This window comes from Acidovorax sp. SUPP3334 (genome assembly GCF_030159055.1).
Lineage (GTDB): Bacteria > Pseudomonadota > Gammaproteobacteria > Burkholderiales > Burkholderiaceae_C > Paracidovorax.
This window is the reverse complement of sequence record NZ_BQXQ01000012.1, coordinates 107,475-123,376: the sequence shown is the minus strand read 5'-3', so window position 1 is coordinate 123,376 and position 15,902 is coordinate 107,475. Positions and strand designations below refer to the sequence as shown.

18 protein-coding genes are annotated in these 15,902 nt (G+C 65.5%); 13 read left to right on the top strand and 5 right to left on the bottom strand.

Annotated features, from left to right (window positions below; genetic code table 11):
* Positions 1-197: 197 nt before the first annotated feature.
* Positions 198-1,415: a formate-dependent phosphoribosylglycinamide formyltransferase gene (gene purT, locus AVHM3334_RS09240; RefSeq protein WP_284411627.1), complete on the bottom strand. Its 1,218-nt coding sequence runs from the start codon at positions 1,413-1,415 to the stop codon at positions 198-200.
* Between the two features lie 110 nt (positions 1,416-1,525).
* Here purT and AVHM3334_RS09235 point away from each other — a divergent pair, with 110 nt between their 5' ends.
* The 5 genes from AVHM3334_RS09235 (at position 1,526) to AVHM3334_RS09215 (ending at position 5,556) form a co-directional block, all read left to right on the top strand.
* Positions 1,526-2,473 (top strand): ATP-binding cassette domain-containing protein, encoded by a 948-nt coding sequence (locus tag AVHM3334_RS09235; protein WP_284411625.1) that lies wholly within the window; start codon positions 1,526-1,528, stop codon positions 2,471-2,473.
* Positions 2,474-2,619: 146 nt separating this feature from the next.
* Positions 2,620-3,189 (top strand): DUF3455 domain-containing protein, encoded by a 570-nt coding sequence (locus AVHM3334_RS09230; RefSeq protein WP_284411623.1) that lies wholly within the window; start codon positions 2,620-2,622, stop codon positions 3,187-3,189.
* 46 nt (positions 3,190-3,235) lie between these two features.
* Positions 3,236-3,889 carry a sigma-70 family RNA polymerase sigma factor gene (locus AVHM3334_RS09225; RefSeq protein ID WP_284411621.1) on the top strand — a complete coding sequence of 218 codons (654 nt, stop codon included), beginning with the start codon at positions 3,236-3,238 and terminating at the stop codon, positions 3,887-3,889.
* Complete coding sequence (locus AVHM3334_RS09220) at positions 3,886-4,671, top strand: anti-sigma factor (protein ID WP_284411620.1); 786 nt, start codon at positions 3,886-3,888, stop codon at positions 4,669-4,671. The genes AVHM3334_RS09225 and AVHM3334_RS09220 overlap by 4 nt, the downstream gene beginning before the upstream one ends.
* Positions 4,672-4,698: 27 nt before the next feature.
* Entirely contained in the window at positions 4,699-5,556 is an 858-nt protein-coding gene (locus AVHM3334_RS09215) for an ABC transporter permease (protein WP_284411617.1), read from the top strand.
* Between the two features lie 7 nt (positions 5,557-5,563).
* On the opposite strand, the gene AVHM3334_RS09210 is transcribed toward AVHM3334_RS09215, so the two are convergent.
* Entirely contained in the window at positions 5,564-6,049 is a 486-nt protein-coding gene (locus AVHM3334_RS09210; RefSeq protein WP_284411615.1) for a hypothetical protein, read from the bottom strand.
* A complete protein-coding gene (locus tag AVHM3334_RS09205) occupies positions 6,042-7,187 on the bottom strand; it encodes an AAA family ATPase (protein ID WP_284411613.1) in 1,146 nt (381 codons plus the stop codon). Before AVHM3334_RS09205 ends, AVHM3334_RS09210 begins: the two co-directional genes overlap by 8 nt.
* A gap of 260 nt (positions 7,188-7,447) precedes the next feature.
* Here AVHM3334_RS09205 and AVHM3334_RS09200 point away from each other — a divergent pair, with 260 nt between their 5' ends.
* The 6 genes from AVHM3334_RS09200 to AVHM3334_RS09175 all read left to right on the top strand — a co-directional run bounded on the left by AVHM3334_RS09200 (position 7,448) and on the right by AVHM3334_RS09175 (position 13,094).
* Complete coding sequence (locus tag AVHM3334_RS09200) at positions 7,448-8,305, top strand: 3-hydroxybutyryl-CoA dehydrogenase (RefSeq protein ID WP_284411611.1); 858 nt, start codon at positions 7,448-7,450, stop codon at positions 8,303-8,305.
* A gap of 271 nt (positions 8,306-8,576) precedes the next feature.
* Positions 8,577-9,050, top strand: a complete 474-nt coding sequence (locus AVHM3334_RS09195; RefSeq protein WP_284411609.1) for a MarR family winged helix-turn-helix transcriptional regulator — start codon at positions 8,577-8,579, stop codon at positions 9,048-9,050.
* Between the two features lie 77 nt (positions 9,051-9,127).
* Complete coding sequence (locus tag AVHM3334_RS09190; protein WP_284411607.1) at positions 9,128-9,544, top strand: organic hydroperoxide resistance protein; 417 nt, start codon at positions 9,128-9,130, stop codon at positions 9,542-9,544.
* A gap of 173 nt (positions 9,545-9,717) precedes the next feature.
* A complete protein-coding gene (locus AVHM3334_RS09185) occupies positions 9,718-10,476 on the top strand; it encodes a metallophosphoesterase family protein (protein ID WP_284411605.1) in 759 nt (252 codons plus the stop codon).
* 34 nt (positions 10,477-10,510) lie between these two features.
* Positions 10,511-12,010: a bifunctional serine/threonine-protein kinase/universal stress protein gene (locus AVHM3334_RS09180; protein WP_284411603.1), complete on the top strand. Its 1,500-nt coding sequence runs from the start codon at positions 10,511-10,513 to the stop codon at positions 12,008-12,010.
* Positions 12,003-13,094 carry a serine/threonine protein kinase gene (locus tag AVHM3334_RS09175; protein WP_284411601.1) on the top strand — a complete coding sequence of 364 codons (1,092 nt, stop codon included), beginning with the start codon at positions 12,003-12,005 and terminating at the stop codon, positions 13,092-13,094. The genes AVHM3334_RS09180 and AVHM3334_RS09175 overlap by 8 nt, the downstream gene beginning before the upstream one ends.
* Positions 13,095-13,123: 29 nt before the next feature.
* Here the strand turns inward: AVHM3334_RS09175 and AVHM3334_RS09170 are convergent, their stop codons facing one another.
* Positions 13,124-13,609 (bottom strand): hypothetical protein, encoded by a 486-nt coding sequence (locus AVHM3334_RS09170; RefSeq protein WP_284411599.1) that lies wholly within the window; start codon positions 13,607-13,609, stop codon positions 13,124-13,126.
* A 350-nt stretch (positions 13,610-13,959) separates the two neighbouring features.
* Here AVHM3334_RS09170 and AVHM3334_RS09165 point away from each other — a divergent pair, with 350 nt between their 5' ends.
* Positions 13,960-14,115, top strand: a complete 156-nt coding sequence (locus tag AVHM3334_RS09165) for a response regulator (RefSeq protein WP_284411597.1) — start codon at positions 13,960-13,962, stop codon at positions 14,113-14,115.
* Positions 14,116-14,147: 32 nt separating this feature from the next.
* On the top strand, positions 14,148-14,372 hold the full coding sequence (locus tag AVHM3334_RS09160) for a hypothetical protein (RefSeq protein WP_284411595.1): 225 nt from the start codon (positions 14,148-14,150) through the stop codon (positions 14,370-14,372).
* A gap of 62 nt (positions 14,373-14,434) precedes the next feature.
* Here AVHM3334_RS09160 and AVHM3334_RS09155 read toward each other — a convergent pair whose 3' ends face one another.
* The gene (locus AVHM3334_RS09155; RefSeq protein ID WP_284411593.1) at positions 14,435-15,886 is read right to left on the bottom strand and encodes a carbohydrate porin; all 1,452 of its coding nucleotides are present in this window, start codon (positions 15,884-15,886) and stop codon (positions 14,435-14,437) included.
* Between the last annotated feature and the right edge of the window lie 16 nt (positions 15,887-15,902).

The window sequence follows — 15,902 nt, the reverse complement described above, 5'->3', positions numbered from 1 at the left end:
CAGCATGCGCATTTCTTCCAACACATTGTGGGCCAGGGTGCGTCCGTCTCGTTTCATGCTTTCAATGAAAGCACCGATGGCCGCACTGCGCAAGAGCGTGTTCTCTAAGTTACTGACTTATGAGTAATCAATCAACAAGCGACGGCGTCGAAAACAGGCAATCTGAAGGTTTTGAGAGACTCCCGAGCATCGATGCCTCACCCCTTGCGCGGCTTCACCTTGCTGGCCGCCAGCTTGGCCCGCTCGCGCGCCACCTCGACATCCGCATCGAACGCCAGCGCCACGCCCATGCGCCGCTTCACGAAGCTCTCGGGCTTGCCGAACAGGCGCAGATCGGTGTTCGGCACGCGCAGGGCTTCATCCACGCCGTCGAAGGCGATGCCTTGCGCCTCCACGCCGCCATAGATGACGGCGCTGGCGCCCGGGCTGCGCAGCGCGGTGTTGACGGGCAGGCCCAGGATGGCGCGGGCGTGCAGTTCGAATTCGCTCTGCACTTGCGTGGTCAGCGTGACCAGGCCCGTGTCGTGCGGGCGGGGGCTGACCTCGCTGAACCACACCGCGTCACCCTTCACGAACAGCTCCACGCCGAACAGGCCCTGGCCGCCGAGGTCGTCGGTCACCGCCTTGGCGATGGCGCGGGCACGCTCCAGGGCGGCGGGGCGCATGGGTTGGGGCTGCCAACTTTCCACGTAGTCGCCGCTGACCTGGATGTGGCCGATGGGCTCGCAAAAGTGCGTCTCGGGCTGGCCGCCTTCGCCGAGCGCGCGCACGGTCAGCAGGGTGATCTCGTAATCGAAGTCGATGAAGCCTTCGACGATGACGCGGCCATGGCTCACGCGGCCGCCGGCCATGGCGTAGTCCCATGCCTTTTGCACGTCGGCCGGGCCGTCGATCTTGCTTTGGCCCTTGCCCGAACTGCTCATCACGGGCTTGACGATGCAGGGGTAGCCGATGCCTGGTGTGCCGGCCGCGCCGTCGATGGCGGCCTGCAGTTCGGCCAGCGAATCGCAAAATTGGTAAGGGCTGGTGGGCAGGGCCAGCGTTTCGGCGGCCAGGCGCCGGATGCCTTCGCGGTCCATGGTGAGGCGCGCGGCGCGCGCCGTCGGGATCACGCGCACGGTGCCGGCCGCCTCCAGCTCTTCGAGCATGGGCGTGGCGATGGCTTCGATCTCGGGCACGACGAGGTGCGGCCGCTCCGCTTCGATCAGCGCTTTGAGCTGCGCCGGATCGCTCATGGTGATGGTGCGGGCATGGTGGGCGACCTGCTGGCCGGGCGCGTTCTCGTAGCGGTCCACCGCGATGGTTTCCACCCCCAGGCGCTGCAGGGCGATGAGGACTTCCTTGCCCAGCTCGCCCGAGCCGAGCAGCATGACTTTGGTGGCCGAGGGCGAGAGGGGGGTGCCGAGAGTGGTCATAACAGTGAGAAAAGGATGGAAAGAAAAACGAGGGGGCGCGCAGGGCGCTGGGCACCGTTTGCCCACGCACGCCGGAGGCTGGCCCGCAGCGCGAACAATAATAGACGCCCATGGCGCACCCCCCTCTTTTCCAGATCGATCACCTGCGCAAGCGCTACGGCGATGCCACGGTGGTCGACGATGTCTCTTTCTCCATCGTGCCGGGCGAATGCCTGGGCGTGATCGGCCCGAACGGCGCGGGCAAGACCACCACCATCCGCATGTGCCTGGGCCTGACCGCGCCCGACGGCGGCAGCGTGCAGTTCCACCCCGATGCGGGTGGCGCGCCGCTGTCCATGCCGCAGGACGCGCTGGCCATCAAGGCCCAGTTGGGTGTGGTGACGCAGTTCGACACGCTGGACCCGGATTTCACCTGCGCCGAGAACCTGCACATCTTCGGCCGCTACTTCGGGCTGAAGGGCACGGTGATGCAGGAACGCGTTCCGCGCCTGCTGGAGTTCGCCGCGCTCACGCACAAGGCCGGGGCCAAGCCCGGCGAGCTGTCGGGCGGCATGAAGCGGCGCCTGTCGCTGGCCCGCGCTCTGGTGAACGACCCGCGCCTGCTGCTGCTGGACGAGCCCACCACGGGCCTGGACCCGCAGGCGCGCCACCTGATGTGGGAACGCCTGCAGCTGCTGGTGCAGCAGGGCAAGTCGATCCTGCTGACCACGCACTTCATGGACGAGGCCGAGCGCCTGTGTTCGCGCCTGCTGGTGCTGGACCACGGCCGCAAGATCGCCGAAGGCCGCCCGCGCGAACTGATCGCCGAGCACCTGGAGCCCGACGTGGTGGAGCTGTTCGGCGTGGGCGCGGTGGCGCTGGCCGACGATGCAGCGCTGCGCCCCCTGGCCGCGCGCATCGAAGTGAGCGGCGAGACCGTGTTCTTCTACACGCAGGACGCCCGGCCGCTGCTGAGCGCATTGAGCGCGCACCCGCACCTGCGCACGCTGCACCGCCCCGCCAACCTGGAAGACCTGTTCCTGAAGCTCACCGGCCGGCAGATCCGCGAAGACGGCTGAAGCGGCAGCCTTGGCAAGGAAATGCTCGCGATTTCAAAAAAATTATTTCGCGCGCCCTGCATCCAAACGGCGTTCCCGTGGGTAGTACCTACAGCAGCGGACATTGCTGCTGTTCTTTCAACCCAACCGACGACAAGGGAAACGCCATGACCATTCAGCCAACGCTCTCTCGCTTCATCCCCCTGACCGGTGCCATCGCCGCCGCGGCCCTGCTCACGGCCTGTGGCTCCATGATGTCGCCCGGCATGAAGTTCTCGCAGGACAGCCTGCCCGAGGCCGTCAAGGTGCCTGCCGGCAACAAGGTCGCCATGGAAACCGTGGGCATGGGCGACATCACGTACGAATGCCGTGACAAGGCCAATGCCGCCGGCCAGACCGAATGGGTGTTCGTCGGACCGAAGGCCGTGCTGAACGACCGCAGCGGCAAGCAGGTGGGCACGTATTACGGCCCGCCCGCCACGTGGGAGTCGCAGGACGGCTCCAAGATCACCGCCACGCAGGTCGCGGTCGCGCCGGCCGGCACGGGCAACCTGCCCTACCAGCTGGTGAAGGCCAACCCTGCCACGGGCATGGGCGCCATGTCGGGCGTGACCTTCATCCAGCGCGTGGCGCTCAAGGGCGGCGTCGCCCCTGCCGCAGCCTGCACCGCCGCCAACAAGGGCGACCGCCAGACCGTGAAGTACCAGGCCGACTACATCTTCTGGAAAGCGGCCTGACGCCCAGGGGCGGGGCCCTGCGCGCTGATGCCTCGGGAGCACCGCCATGTCGGCTACCATGCGGCCCACGTTCCGGGCGGTCCATCGCCAGTGCCCGGCGTTCGACCGCTGGAGCCCCCGCCCCTTGCCACCCACGCCTGCCCCTGACGACGACTTCGACTACGAAGCCACGCTGGCCCGCTGCGCAGCGGGCGACCGGCAGGCCATGCGCCGCCTCTACGAGCACGAGGGACCGCGCCTGCTGGGCGTGGCCTGGCGCATCGTCCGGCAACGGGCGCTGGCCGAAGACATCGTGCACGATGCCTGCGTGAACATCTGGACCCGCGCCGCCAGCTTCGATGTCGGCCGGGGCAGCGCCCGCGGCTGGATCTACAGCGTGGTGCGCAACCTGTCCCTCAACGCCGTGCGCGACGCGGGCCGCCACGTCGATGTGGACGACGACACCGCGCAAGCCCTGGAGGCCGATCTGTCGATGCAGGCCCACCGCGAAGTCGCCGAAGCCTTCGAACTCAACGCCAGCCTGGGCCGCCTCCACCACTGCCTGGAGGGCCTGGACCCCGCCCGGCGCAACTGCGTGCTGCACGCCTATGTGGACGGCTGCTCGCACGGCGAAATCGCCGAACGCCTGGGCGCGCCGCTGGGCACCGTGAAGGCATGGATCCGGCGCAGCCTGACCTCGCTGCGGGAGTGCATGGCATGACCGCCACCCCGACACCCGGCACCGGCCTGCCCGGCCATCCCGAAGATTTGCAGGGGCTTGCCGGCGAATACGTGCTGGGCACCTTGTCCGCCGCCGCCCGCCGCCAAGTGGCGCAGCGCCTGTCCACGGACACCGCACTGCAGCGTGCCGTGGCCGAATGGGAAGCACGGCTGCTGCCATTGACCGCGCTGGCCGATCCGATCGCCCCGCCTGAGCAGCTCTGGGCACGCATCGATGCATCGCTGCAGGCGGCCGAAGGGCCCCGTGCGCAAGCGGCGGCTCATGCCGCGGCGCCCGCTCGCCCCCAGCCCACGCCGGCCACTCCGTTGCGCAACTGGTGGAACCACCTGGGCCTGTGGCGCGGACTGGCGGGCTCGGGCTTCGCCATGGCCGCCGTGCTGGCTGCGGTGCTGGTCACCCGCATGGCGCCGCAGGCTGCGGCGCCACAGTTCATGGTGGTGCTGGTGGCCCCGCAGGACAAGGCGCCGGGCTGGGTCGTGCAGACCAGCTCGCACCGGTCGATCCAGCTCATTCCGCTGGGCGTGGCCGAAGTGCCGGCCGACCGGGCGCTGGAGTTCTGGACCAAGGCCGACGGGTGGAGCGGCCCGGTTTCGCTCGGGTTGGTCAAACCCGGCCAGCCGCTGCAGCTGGCGCTGGAGAAACTGCCACCGCTGCAGCCCAACCAGTTGTTCGAGCTGACGCTGGAGCCGCCGAGCGGCTCGCCCGTCGGCAAGCCGACCGGGCCGATCCAGTACATCGGCCGGGCCGTCAAGGTGTTGTAACGCGGCCTGCCGCAGCACAATAGGGGCATGCAAGCCGCCCCCTCTTCCAAGCCCGATCCATCGCCCGCCACGGCCAGCCCGTCCATCTGGCGCGCGCCGCAGCTTTCCGCCCGCTGGTGGCCCGTGTTCCTGCGCAACCTGCTGGTCTGGCGCAAGCTGGCCATTCCGAGCCTGGTGGGCAACATCGCCGAGCCTTTGATGTGGCTGGTCGCCTTCGGGTACGGCATGGGCGCGCTGGTCGGCCAGGTGAATGTGGGGTCGGCGGGCGGAGGCACCACGCAGGTGCCCTACATCCTCTTTCTGGCCAGCGGCTCGATCTGCATGAGCGCCATGAACGCCGCCAGCTTCGAGGCGCTTTATTCGGCCTTCTCTCGCATGCATGTGCAAAAGACGTGGGACGGCATCATGAATGCGCCCGTCAGCCTGGACAACGTGGTGCTGGCCGAGATGCTGTGGGCCGCGTTCAAGGCCGTGTTCACCGTCACCGCCATTTTGGGCGTGATGCTGGCGCTGGGCATCAGCCACAGCCCCAAGCTGCTCGTGGCCTGGCCCGTGCTGCTGTTCACCGGGGTGATGTTCTCCAGCATCGCGCTGATCTTCAATGCCCTGGCCAAGGGCTACGATTTCTTCACCTACTACTTCACGCTGGTGCTCACCCCGATGATGTTCCTGTCGGGGGTCTTCTTTCCACGCGATCAGCTGCCCACCGTGGTGCGCCATGTGTCCGACTGGCTGCCGCTGGCCAATGCGGTGGAGCTGGTGCGCCCGCTGTTCATGGACCAGTGGCCCGCGCATCCGCTGCGCCACGGACTGGTGCTGGTGGTGACCACGGTGGTCGCGTTCTGGACGGCGCTGGCGCTCACGCGCAAGCGGTTCAGGGCCTGAGGTCGGGTCAGCTAGGAATATCTTTTTTTGTTACTCGCTTACCGACAAACTTAATTCCATTCTGATCAAGTCTACGTTTAGCGCGTTCAGTATCAGCAAATTGCACATTACCGGAAGCAACCCAAAGCCAAACGTTTACCCGAGCATGTGGCTTTAAATCATTGTCTAAATGCCGAAGTGCTGCCTTTCGCTTTGCAATCACCGTCGACACCTGATCCCCCTTAGCAGAATGTGGCTCCACAGCAATCAATTTTTTGGTTCTATCATGACCTAATATGTAATCCCAGCGATTCTCACTCTCTCGCCCTCTTAAATACGCAGCATCGATATCAATGCTGTCGCCAAATTCACTCCGAATGGATGAATCTATACAACTTAGATGTGCGTTCTCCACCGCTCCAAGTCCATCGCATACAAGGCCATGAAGTTGGGAATTTTCTAATAGAACTGCTCGTGTCGGCGTAATCTTCTTTTTGATTGCCTTTTTAAGCATTCCCAACCCTCTCGTTTTCGTTAACTGCCTTACGTACCGCATCACCAAAGCGGGAACTGTAGCGAGTTAACCCTCCCCAATCTGCCTCGCCGGCCATCTCGGCATCTGGATCTAGTTTCGAAATATCTTGCGCTGTAACTTTTCCATCGTCTCCAAACGAAAGGAAATGTGCCCGATAATCTTTATTTAACGCTGCTTCGGAAACATCTCGAAGTTCCCCAGCAGGAACCCCAAATGCTTCGCTAACTAATTGCCATCTAGCATGATATGTCTTCAAACGCTGCAGCATCCAGACTGCAGTAAGTACATGCGGTGAATGCGTTGACAAAACCACCTTGTATCCACGCCACAACAGATCCATCACAAGCAAAAGAAAAACTGTGATCGCTTCAGGATGCAACCCCATCTCAGGCTCTTCAATAATGGCCCAATCGATATTTTGATCTTTACGCTTATTAGTTCTTGGCAATAAATGATACATACCCAGCAGCAGAGGAGTGAATTCACGCTGCCCTGCAGTCCAAGTCATAAACGGTAATTTTGATTTGCCGTGAGTTAATTTTAACCTTTTAGTACTCATACTGTCCGTCTCCAGCGCAACGGTCCCGCCGTGAAATATAGCATCGTCAATTAATGAGCGGTATCGCTGCTTAAGAAGCTTGCTCACAGGAAATAAATCACTATCGCCGGAATTAAATCGATCAAAAAGATTTTGACTAAAAATTCGGGCTACGACTGGCATTTCCGCACTGAGCCGTTGAAATGGAGCCGCCCATCCATCACTAATAAGAGCAGAGCGGTGCGCAGGAATGAAAAAGGCGCGCTCGGCTAAGGTTCCACGGCGTTTCAGCGTATCCGGATTAACTAAAGAGCCGTCAAATTTAATAGAAGACTTGTCGCCCCAAGCATTACCCATACCTGTTCCAAATATTAGCTCAACGGCCTCCGATTTCGTTTTTGCCACTTGTCCTGCATCATTTAGCGATTTAATTATGTGTCGCCCATCAATTGCTGTTTTAAGCCATTGCAAAGCTAAGCTTTTCCCAGTGCCCTGGGCGCCAACCAAAATAGTAAGATCCCCTAATTTTAAAGAAACGTCTTTTATCTGTGCAAAATTATTTATTTCAATTTTTGACATTCTTAACTCCATTTTTGGTGTTCGACTGCATCATCTTAAAGTGCACTCTCTAACTTCTGTAGTCTTGAGTCTTTGATCCGACATGAGGGAGCCTCTCAAAACCCCTATCCCAGCCACTCGGCACCCTTATAAATCAACGAGTTACGGCGCTCGAACTTGCAAATTCGGAGGTTTTGAGAGGTTCCCATGATGGATGCGTAAAGACACAGCTATGTTCGTGCCAATTTCCTTCAACACTCATTCATCTGGCTATCCAAGTTATGAACACATCTTCAATCTGTAACGTCGGCATCATCGGCGCAGGCACCATGGGCAACGGCATCGCGCAGGCTTGCGCGGTGTCCGGCATCAGCGTGGTGATGGTGGACATTTCCGACGCGGCCGTGCAAAAGGGCGTGGCCACCGTGGCCGGCAGCCTGGACCGGCTCATCAAGAAGGAGAAGATCACCGCCGCCGACAAGGACGCGGCGCTGGCACGCATCAAGACATCGACGAACTACGACGACCTGAAGGCGGCGCAGATCGTGATCGAGGCGGCCACCGAGAACCACGAACTCAAGGTCAAGATCCTGAAACAGGTCGATGCCATCGTGGCGCCGGAGGTCATCATCGCCTCCAACACCTCGTCGATCTCGATCACGCAGCTGGCGGCTGCCACTTCGCGGCCCGACCGCTTCATCGGCATGCATTTCTTCAACCCGGTGCCGATGATGGCGCTGGTGGAAATCATCCGCGGACTGCAGACCAGCGATGCCACGCACGACGCGGTGAAGGCGCTGTCGGAGACGCTGGGCAAAAGCCCCATTACCGTGAAGAACGCGCCCGGCTTCGTGGTCAACCGCATTCTGGTGCCGATGATCAACGAGGCGTTCTTCGTGCTGGCCGAGGGCCTTGCCACGCCCGAGGACATCGACGCCGGCATGAAGCTGGGCTGCAACCAGCCCATCGGCCCGCTGGCGCTGGCGGACATGATCGGCCTGGACGTGTGCCTGGCGGTGATGAACGTGTACCTGACCGAGTTCGGCGACAGCAAGTACCGGCCCTGCCCGCTGCTCAAGGAAATGGTGGCCGCCGGCCGCCTGGGCCGCAAGACCGGCCAGGGTGTCTACACGTACTGACGCGGACGGGCGCTGGCCGTGCCAGGGCCCGCCTTCTCACTGGCAAAACGCTACTGATTCAATAGCAATATGCCGGCGTATTCATTGCGCTGGAGGCATTTTTTTGCCTGACCCTTTGGATCCGCGGTTGCGAGCGCGCAGGCCGCGCGAGGGTCGCGCGGCTACACGCATCTGAGCCCACGCACCGCCCTGCCCGGCGGTGCCCCGGCCACGCGAAGGGATATGAAAAATTAAATTGCACACAATTTAATTGACCGACACAATCCAGCCCATGCCACGCCGCACCGCCCTCGCCACCCCGGACTCCACGCCCAGCCCTGCCGTGCTGCAGCTGGACAACCAGGTCTGCTTCGCGCTCTATTCCGCGTCGCTGGCGATGACCAAGCTCTACAAGCCGCTGCTGGACGCCATCGGCCTCACCTACCCGCAATACGTGGTGATGCTGGCGCTGTGGGAGCGCGACGGCATCACCGTCTCCGAACTGGGCGAACGCCTGTTCCTCGATTCCGGCACGCTCACCCCGCTGCTCAAGCGCCTGGAGGCCTCGGGCCTGGTGGCCCGGTTGCGCGATGCGAAGGACGAGCGCCGCGTGCGCACCACCGTCACGCCCGCCGGCCGCGCCCTGCGCGACCGCGCCGAAACCATTCCCGCCTGCGTGCTTCAAAGCAGCCAGTGCACCCTGCCCGAACTCACCGCGCTGACCCGGCAGCTGCAGCAGCTGCGCGACCGGATCGGCCCGGGCTGACCGGGCCGATCGACCCCGTTTTCGTTTCGTTGTCCCCAACCGCCCGCTCCGCGGGCAATCACTGCAAAGGAATCACCATGCCATCGCTCGATCAAGTCCTCTACACCGCCCGCGCCCACACCACCGGCGGCCGCGACGGCGCCTCGCGCACCGATGACGGACGCCTGGACGTGAAGCTGTCTTCCCCCGGCACCAGCGGCACGGGCACCAACCCCGAGCAACTCTTCGCCGCTGGCTACTCCGCCTGCTTCATCGGTGCCCTGAAGGCCGTGGGCGGTCAGCTGAAGATCGCCGTGCCACAGGACGTGGCCGTGGACGCCGAAGTCGATCTGGGCAAGATCCCCAACGCCTACGGCATCGCCGCACGCCTGACGGTGAGCCTGCCCGGCCTGGACCGCGACCAGGCGCAGCAACTGGTGGACGCAGCCCACCAGGTGTGCCCCTACTCCAACGCCACGCGCGGCAACATCGACGTGACGATCACGCTGGCCTGATCGGCAACGCCCTCGAAGCCCCCCGGCCGTGTTCGCACGCGGCCGGGGGGCTTTTTTGCTTTTCGGCCATTGCGACTTTTTCGCCGGAAAAGCACACTCACGCCGGCCGGTGGCACCATCGGAGCCATCGCGGGGCTGTCCCGCCCGTTCCCTGCGCACCCGCCGCGCCCGCCATGAAGATCGCCCTGCTCGCCGACATCCACGCCAATCGCCATGCCCTCGATGCCTGCCTGGCGCATGCCCGCGCCCAGGGCGCCGAGCAGTTCGCGCTGCTGGGTGACCTGGTCGGTTATGGCGGCGACCCGGTCGTGGTGGTCGATCAGGCGATGGCACTGGCGGCCGAGGGCGCGCCCTGCGTGCTGGGCAACCACGACGTCGCGGCACTGGAGCCTCCCGAGGCGCCGACGCAGATGGGCGACCAAAGCGCGCAGTGGACGCATGCGCAACTGGCGCCCCGGCACCGAGCCTTTCTGTCCACGCTGCCGCTCACGCGGCGGCTCGGCGCGAACACGCTGCTGGTGCATGCCAGCGCCCACGACCCCAGCCATTGGCATTACGTACAGGACGCCGGAGCCGCCGAGCGCAGCATGGCGGCGGCCAGCCGGCTCGACCCCGCCATTCGCTACGTTTTCTGCGGCCACGTGCATGAGCAGGCGCTGTATTTCCTCACGCCCACCGCCAAGCTCATGCGCTTCGCTCCGCAGCCCGGCGTGCCGGTGCCCGTGCCCCCGCACCGCCAGTGGCTGGCCATCGCCGGCTCGGTCGGCCAGCCGCGCGACCGCGACGTGCGCGCCATGTACGCGCTGTTCGACGACCACGCCGCCACGGTCACCTTCCACCGCGTGCCCTACGACCACGCCGCCGCCGCCGCCGCCGTGCGCGCCGCGGGTCTGCCCGCGTTCTTTGCCGACCGGCTGGAGCTGGGGCGATGAGCGCGGCCATGCCTCCACCGCCGCGGAGCGCCGCATGAAGCTGCTGGCGCCCGGCACCGAGGTGGACGGTTTCGTCGTGCATGAATGCCTGCACGCGGGCGGCATGGCCCATGTTTACCGGGTGGCTTATGCACGCCGGGCGGGCTGGGTGGGCCACGCAGGCAAGGAGGGCGAAGCGGTTCAGGTGCGCGATGCGGGCTTTGCGGACTTTCCCATGGCCATGAAAATCCCGCGCATGACGGCGGGCGACGGGGCCGAGAACATCGTCAGCTTCGAGGTCGAGCTGCAGATCCTGCCCACGCTCAGCGGCAGCCATGTGCCGCGCTTCGTGGCCGCAGGCGATCTGGCGCGGCTGCCGTACCTGGCCATGGAGTACATCGAAGGCCACACGCTGCAGCACTGGCTGGACCAGCCCGAAGCCCCGGACCCGGCCACGGTGGCCCGGCTGGGCGCGGCCATGGCGCACGCCGCGCACAGCCTGCACCAGCAGAACGTGTGCCACCTGGACCTGAAACCCGCCAACGTGCTGCTGCGGCCCGACGGCAGCGCGGTGCTGCTGGATTTCGGCCTGTCGTGCCATGCGCACTACCCCGACCTGCTGGCCGAGGAGATGCGCGAGGCCGTGGGCTCCCCCGCCTGGATCGCGCCCGAGCAGGTGGTGGGCGTGCGCGGCGACCTGCGCAGCGACCTCTTCGCCATCGGCGTGATGCTGTACGAACTGGCCACCGGAGAACTGCCCTTCGGCGCCCCCACCACGCGCGGCGGTCTGCGCCAGCGCCTCTGGATGACGCCCGCGCCCCCGCGCCGCCATCGCCCCGAGGTGCCCGAGTGGCTGCAGGAGATCATCCTGCGCTGCCTGGAGCCCGAGGCGGCGCAGCGCTACCCGTCGGCCGCACACCTGGCTTTCGACTTGATGCACCCCGAACAGGTGCCGATCACCGAACGCGGCCAGCGGCTGCGCGGGCCGGGCGTGCGCGCGCACCTGCGCCGGTGGCTCAAGGCGGCGGGCATGCATTACCATCCGAGCCCGCTGCCGGTGCGCCAGATCGAGGCCGCGCCCATCCTCATGGTGGCCGTGCCGGGCGAGGACGCGAGCGATGCCACGCTGTACTCGCTGCGCCAGGCAGCGGCGCGCTCGCTGGGCATCCGCCCCGGGGCGAGGCTGGCCTGCGTGACGGTGATTTCGCCCTCGGCCAGCAGCGCATCGGACAGCGAGCGCAGCGAAACCACGCTGCACCGCCGCCACCTGGTGCGGCTGCGCCAGTGGTCCGCAGGGCTGGACCTGGCCGGGCACAGCGCCAGCCACCAGGTGATCGAGGCGAGCGACGTGGCCCAGGCCCTGGTGCGCTACGCGCAGGGCAATCGCGTGGGGGTGATGATCCTGGGAGCGGCCACGCATGGCGTGCCGCTGCAGCGCTTCATCGACACCATTCCGATCCGCGTGGCGCGCGATGCGCCGTGCACCGTCATCCTGGTCAAGCAGCAGTTGCCCTTCACCGAACTGGCCGGGGGCGACAATGCCCTCCATGGATAACCTGCCCGGCACCGAGCCCACCCCTTCCCCCGAACCGTCCCCCGCTTCTCACGGCGATCCTTCCACCGCTTCCTCGCATCCCTACGCGCCCCTCACCCCCGACCTCGTGCTGGATGCGCTCGCCAGCGTGGAGCTGTACGGCGATGGCCGCCTGATGGCCCTGGGCTCGTATGAAAACCGCGTGTACCAGGTGTCGCTGGAAGACGGCAGCCGCGTCGTCGCCAAGTTCTACCGCCCCGGCCGCTGGAGCGATGCGCAAATCCTGGAAGAGCACGCCTTCTCGGCCGAGCTTGCGCAGGCCGAGGTGCCCATGGTGGCGCCGCTGGTGCTGCAGGACCGCACGCTGCACCACCACGCGGGCTTCGCGTTTTCCGTCAGCCCCTGGCGCGGCGGGCGCACGCCCGAGCTGGACGATTTCGAGGTGCTGGAATGGATCGGCCGCTTTCTCGCGCGCATCCACACCGTGGGCGAGGCCCGCCCCTTCGCGCTGCGCCCGGCGCTGGACATCGCCACCTTCGCGCAGGAACCCCATGACTGGCTGCTGGCTGAGGAGATCATTCCGCTGGACCAGCAATCGGCCTGGCGCAACGCCTGCGAGGAAGCTATCAAATCAATAGCGCAATACGGCATGGATACTGCGGTGGAAGGCCATTTCGGCTTGAACGATGCAAGGCCACTGCGCCTGCACGGCGACTGCCATCCGGGCAACGTGCTGTGGACCCCGACCGACCGGCCCGGCGGCGGCCCGCACTTCGTGGACCTGGACGACGCGCGCACCGGCCCGGCCGTGCAGGACCTGTGGATGCTGCTGTCCGGAGACCGCCGCCAGCGCACCGTGCAACTGTCCGCGCTGCTCGATGGCTACGAGCAGTTCCGACCCTTCGACCGGCGCGAACTGGCGCTGATCGAGCCGCTGCGCACGCTGCGGCTCATCCATTACAGCGCCTGGCTGGCGCGCCGCTGGGCCGACCCGATCTTTCCGATCAACTTCCCGTGGTTCGGCAGCAGCGACTACTGGCGCGGACAGGTGGACATGCTGCGCGAGCAGATGGAAGCGATGCAGGAACCGCCGCTGTCGGCTTGAAAGCGGCGGGCATTGGACGCTCGATGGCCTCAGCGGCCCTGCGGAAATCGCATGGACGGGTGATCCTCTGTCAAGCCAGCGCGGGTCTGCAGGTCTTCGATGACCGCCTCGTGTTCCTGGATGATGGGGTCCACCTGCCTTCCCAATCGTTCGGACTGTCGGGTCAGCAATCGCACGGCACCCACCGGGTCATCGCCCAGGTCGATACGTTGAGAATTCTGGCGATTCAGCGTTTGCTGCAGCGCCATCAAATCGCCCGCCGATGACTGCACCTGCGTCCGCAAGGATTCCAGTTGCGTGCGCACGGGCGAAGCAAGCAGCTCATTGGTGCTGGGCCCCAGCAATCCATTGATTCTCCGTTCGCGGGAGCGCAGCCCGGACAGCGCCGCATCCACGCCGAAAGCAGCCGATGCCGGTTCTTCGACCTGCGCACTGGCATTCGTACTTGCAGAGCCTTGGTCCTGATGGCGGCGAACGGAAGCGTTCCCGTTGGAGCTACCGATGCAATTGCCCATGAAACCGTCCTTGAAGTTTGCAGCGGACCATGCTCTCCGAACGCACTGGACAACGGTGAGGCAAGGCGAAGACCAGTACATCCCAACGAAGCCACGGCGGCGAATCCATCCCGGTCTGCGCGCGCAACCATGGACCCCGGCACGCTCGAAGCGCCACCGATGCGCCGATGCCACAAAACCGCACCGCGGCCTTTCGATAACTTTCAACAATTGACACTTTCCAACCGATAGCTAAATTCAGAGGTGGTTTCAGCATGTCGCCGTTCGAGACGGGCGACACCGTTCCCGTTCCCGTTCCCGTTCCCGTTCCCGTTCCCGTTCCCGTTTGCTTTTGCTTTTGCTGCTGCCCCATGCGTATCGCTGCTCTTGACGATGATCCGATCCTGATTGAGTTGATCCAGGCCTCCGCCGAACATGCCGGGCACTTGCCCCACCCCTTCACCGATGGCGCCAGCCTGCTCAAGGCACTGCGGACCGAGACCTTCGTCCTGCTGATCGTGGACTAGTGGCCCGATTCGTACAGGACTGCCGCCAGCGAATGCAACACATCACCGACGCCTGCCAGGCCAAGGCATGGGAACGGCTGCGGCAGGAAGCTCATGAACTGGGCGGGACCGCTGACCCGGGCGCTGGAGGTGGCTGCGATAGCGGGGAATGCGGGGATGTGGAGGTACTGGTCCGATCGGCAAGGGAAGCGATGGAGCAGGGGCTGGAGGCGTTGAAGACGGCTTACGCGGATCGCAGCGAAGACCAATTCGCATAGCGGCCTGCAGCGAAACGGCCCGGCCACGCGTCAGGGGGATGGAAGGTGCGCCTGCCGGTTCCTCAAAACTCCGCATGCACCCGCACCGAAACCACATCCACCGGCCCCCGATCCCGGTTGTAGCCCGGGTGCACGATGTGCTGCGCCCCCAGCGACACGGCTGACTGCAGCGGCCCGCCCGGCATGGGCATCGGGGCGAACGTGAGCCGGTAATACGCCTCCCACACGCGCTCGCTGCCGTAGCGCAACGCACCATCGCCCAGGAACGCCCCGAGCCCGCCCGCCGCCAGGTAGTTGCGGTGGTCGGCCGACAACCCATTGACCGCCACGGCGGCGCCCACGCGGTCGGCGGCGCGGCCCCAGGCGGTGCCGGCGATCTGGCCGCCGAAGGACAGCTGGCGGTCGATCTCGGCGAAGGCGTAGGTTTCCTGCCGGCCGCTGCTGCGGCTGGCGCGCACGAATATGCCGGCGTCTTCGGCCAGCGGGGCTTCCAGGGTCAGCGCCCAGCCGGTCTTGGTTTGCAGGCGGCGCACGGCGCCGACGTCCGGCGTGCCGCCGCCCTGGGATGCAGCCGCCAGCGCATCGGCGAAAGCGCCCATGACGGCGCGGTTGCGAAACAGCAGCACGCGCCCGCGCAGCAGGCCGGCGGGCAGGGCCACAGGCAGCTCGGATTCGGCCTCGATCTGGTCGCCGTAGTGCCTGGTCCAGGCACGGTCCAGCGGCTGGCCGTTGGATTCGCGCGGCTGCAGCGCGCGGCCACCGCGCACGGCCCACTGCGGCGTGCGGTATTCGAGGATGCCGGCCCAGGTGTAGCCACGCGCATCGGCCGCGTAGTCCCAGGCACCGGGGGTCAGGAACGACCAGTTGAAGAACTGCTCGCGTGGGTCCTTGGCGTAGGGGTTGTTGTCGAAGTAGTCGAGCAGCGAGACGTTGCCGGCCACCAGGGTCCAGCGGCGCGCGCTGGCGCTGCCGCCCAGTTCGTTGAAGTCGGGCTCGATGCGTTCGGTGCCGCCGCCCGCGTCCCAGCGCTGCAGCAGAAAGAGCCGGGCGCGATAGGCCTTGATCTGCGCGCCCGAGGTGCGCGCCAGCTCGCCGTTGGAGAGGCCGCCCGCGCCCGACAGGTGCGACAGCGGCACGCCCTGCCCCGCCTCGGGGTTGAAGTGGATCTGCCCGCCGGCCCAGGGGCGCAGCCCGAGGTCGGCGGTGGCGGTGAAGGAATACGAACGCTCGGCCGTGGGTACGAGGCTGTTGCGGCCGGTGTAGGGCGCATCGAACGAGGGCTTGTGCTGCCACACATACGTGGACTGCGCATGCAGGGCCCAGCGCGGCGGATCGCCATCCGGGGGTTCGCCGGCTGCGGCAGTGGCAGCTCCATCGGCATCGGCGGCCATGGGCGCAGCGAAAGCAGGGCAGGCAAGGAACAGCAATACCGTGGCGGCGGCGCCGAGCGCGGCTTGGAGCGCGCGCATCAGGGCCCGGCCACGGGCGAAATCAGGGAGGTGGGACGTCAGCATGCGGTGGCATTCTGGC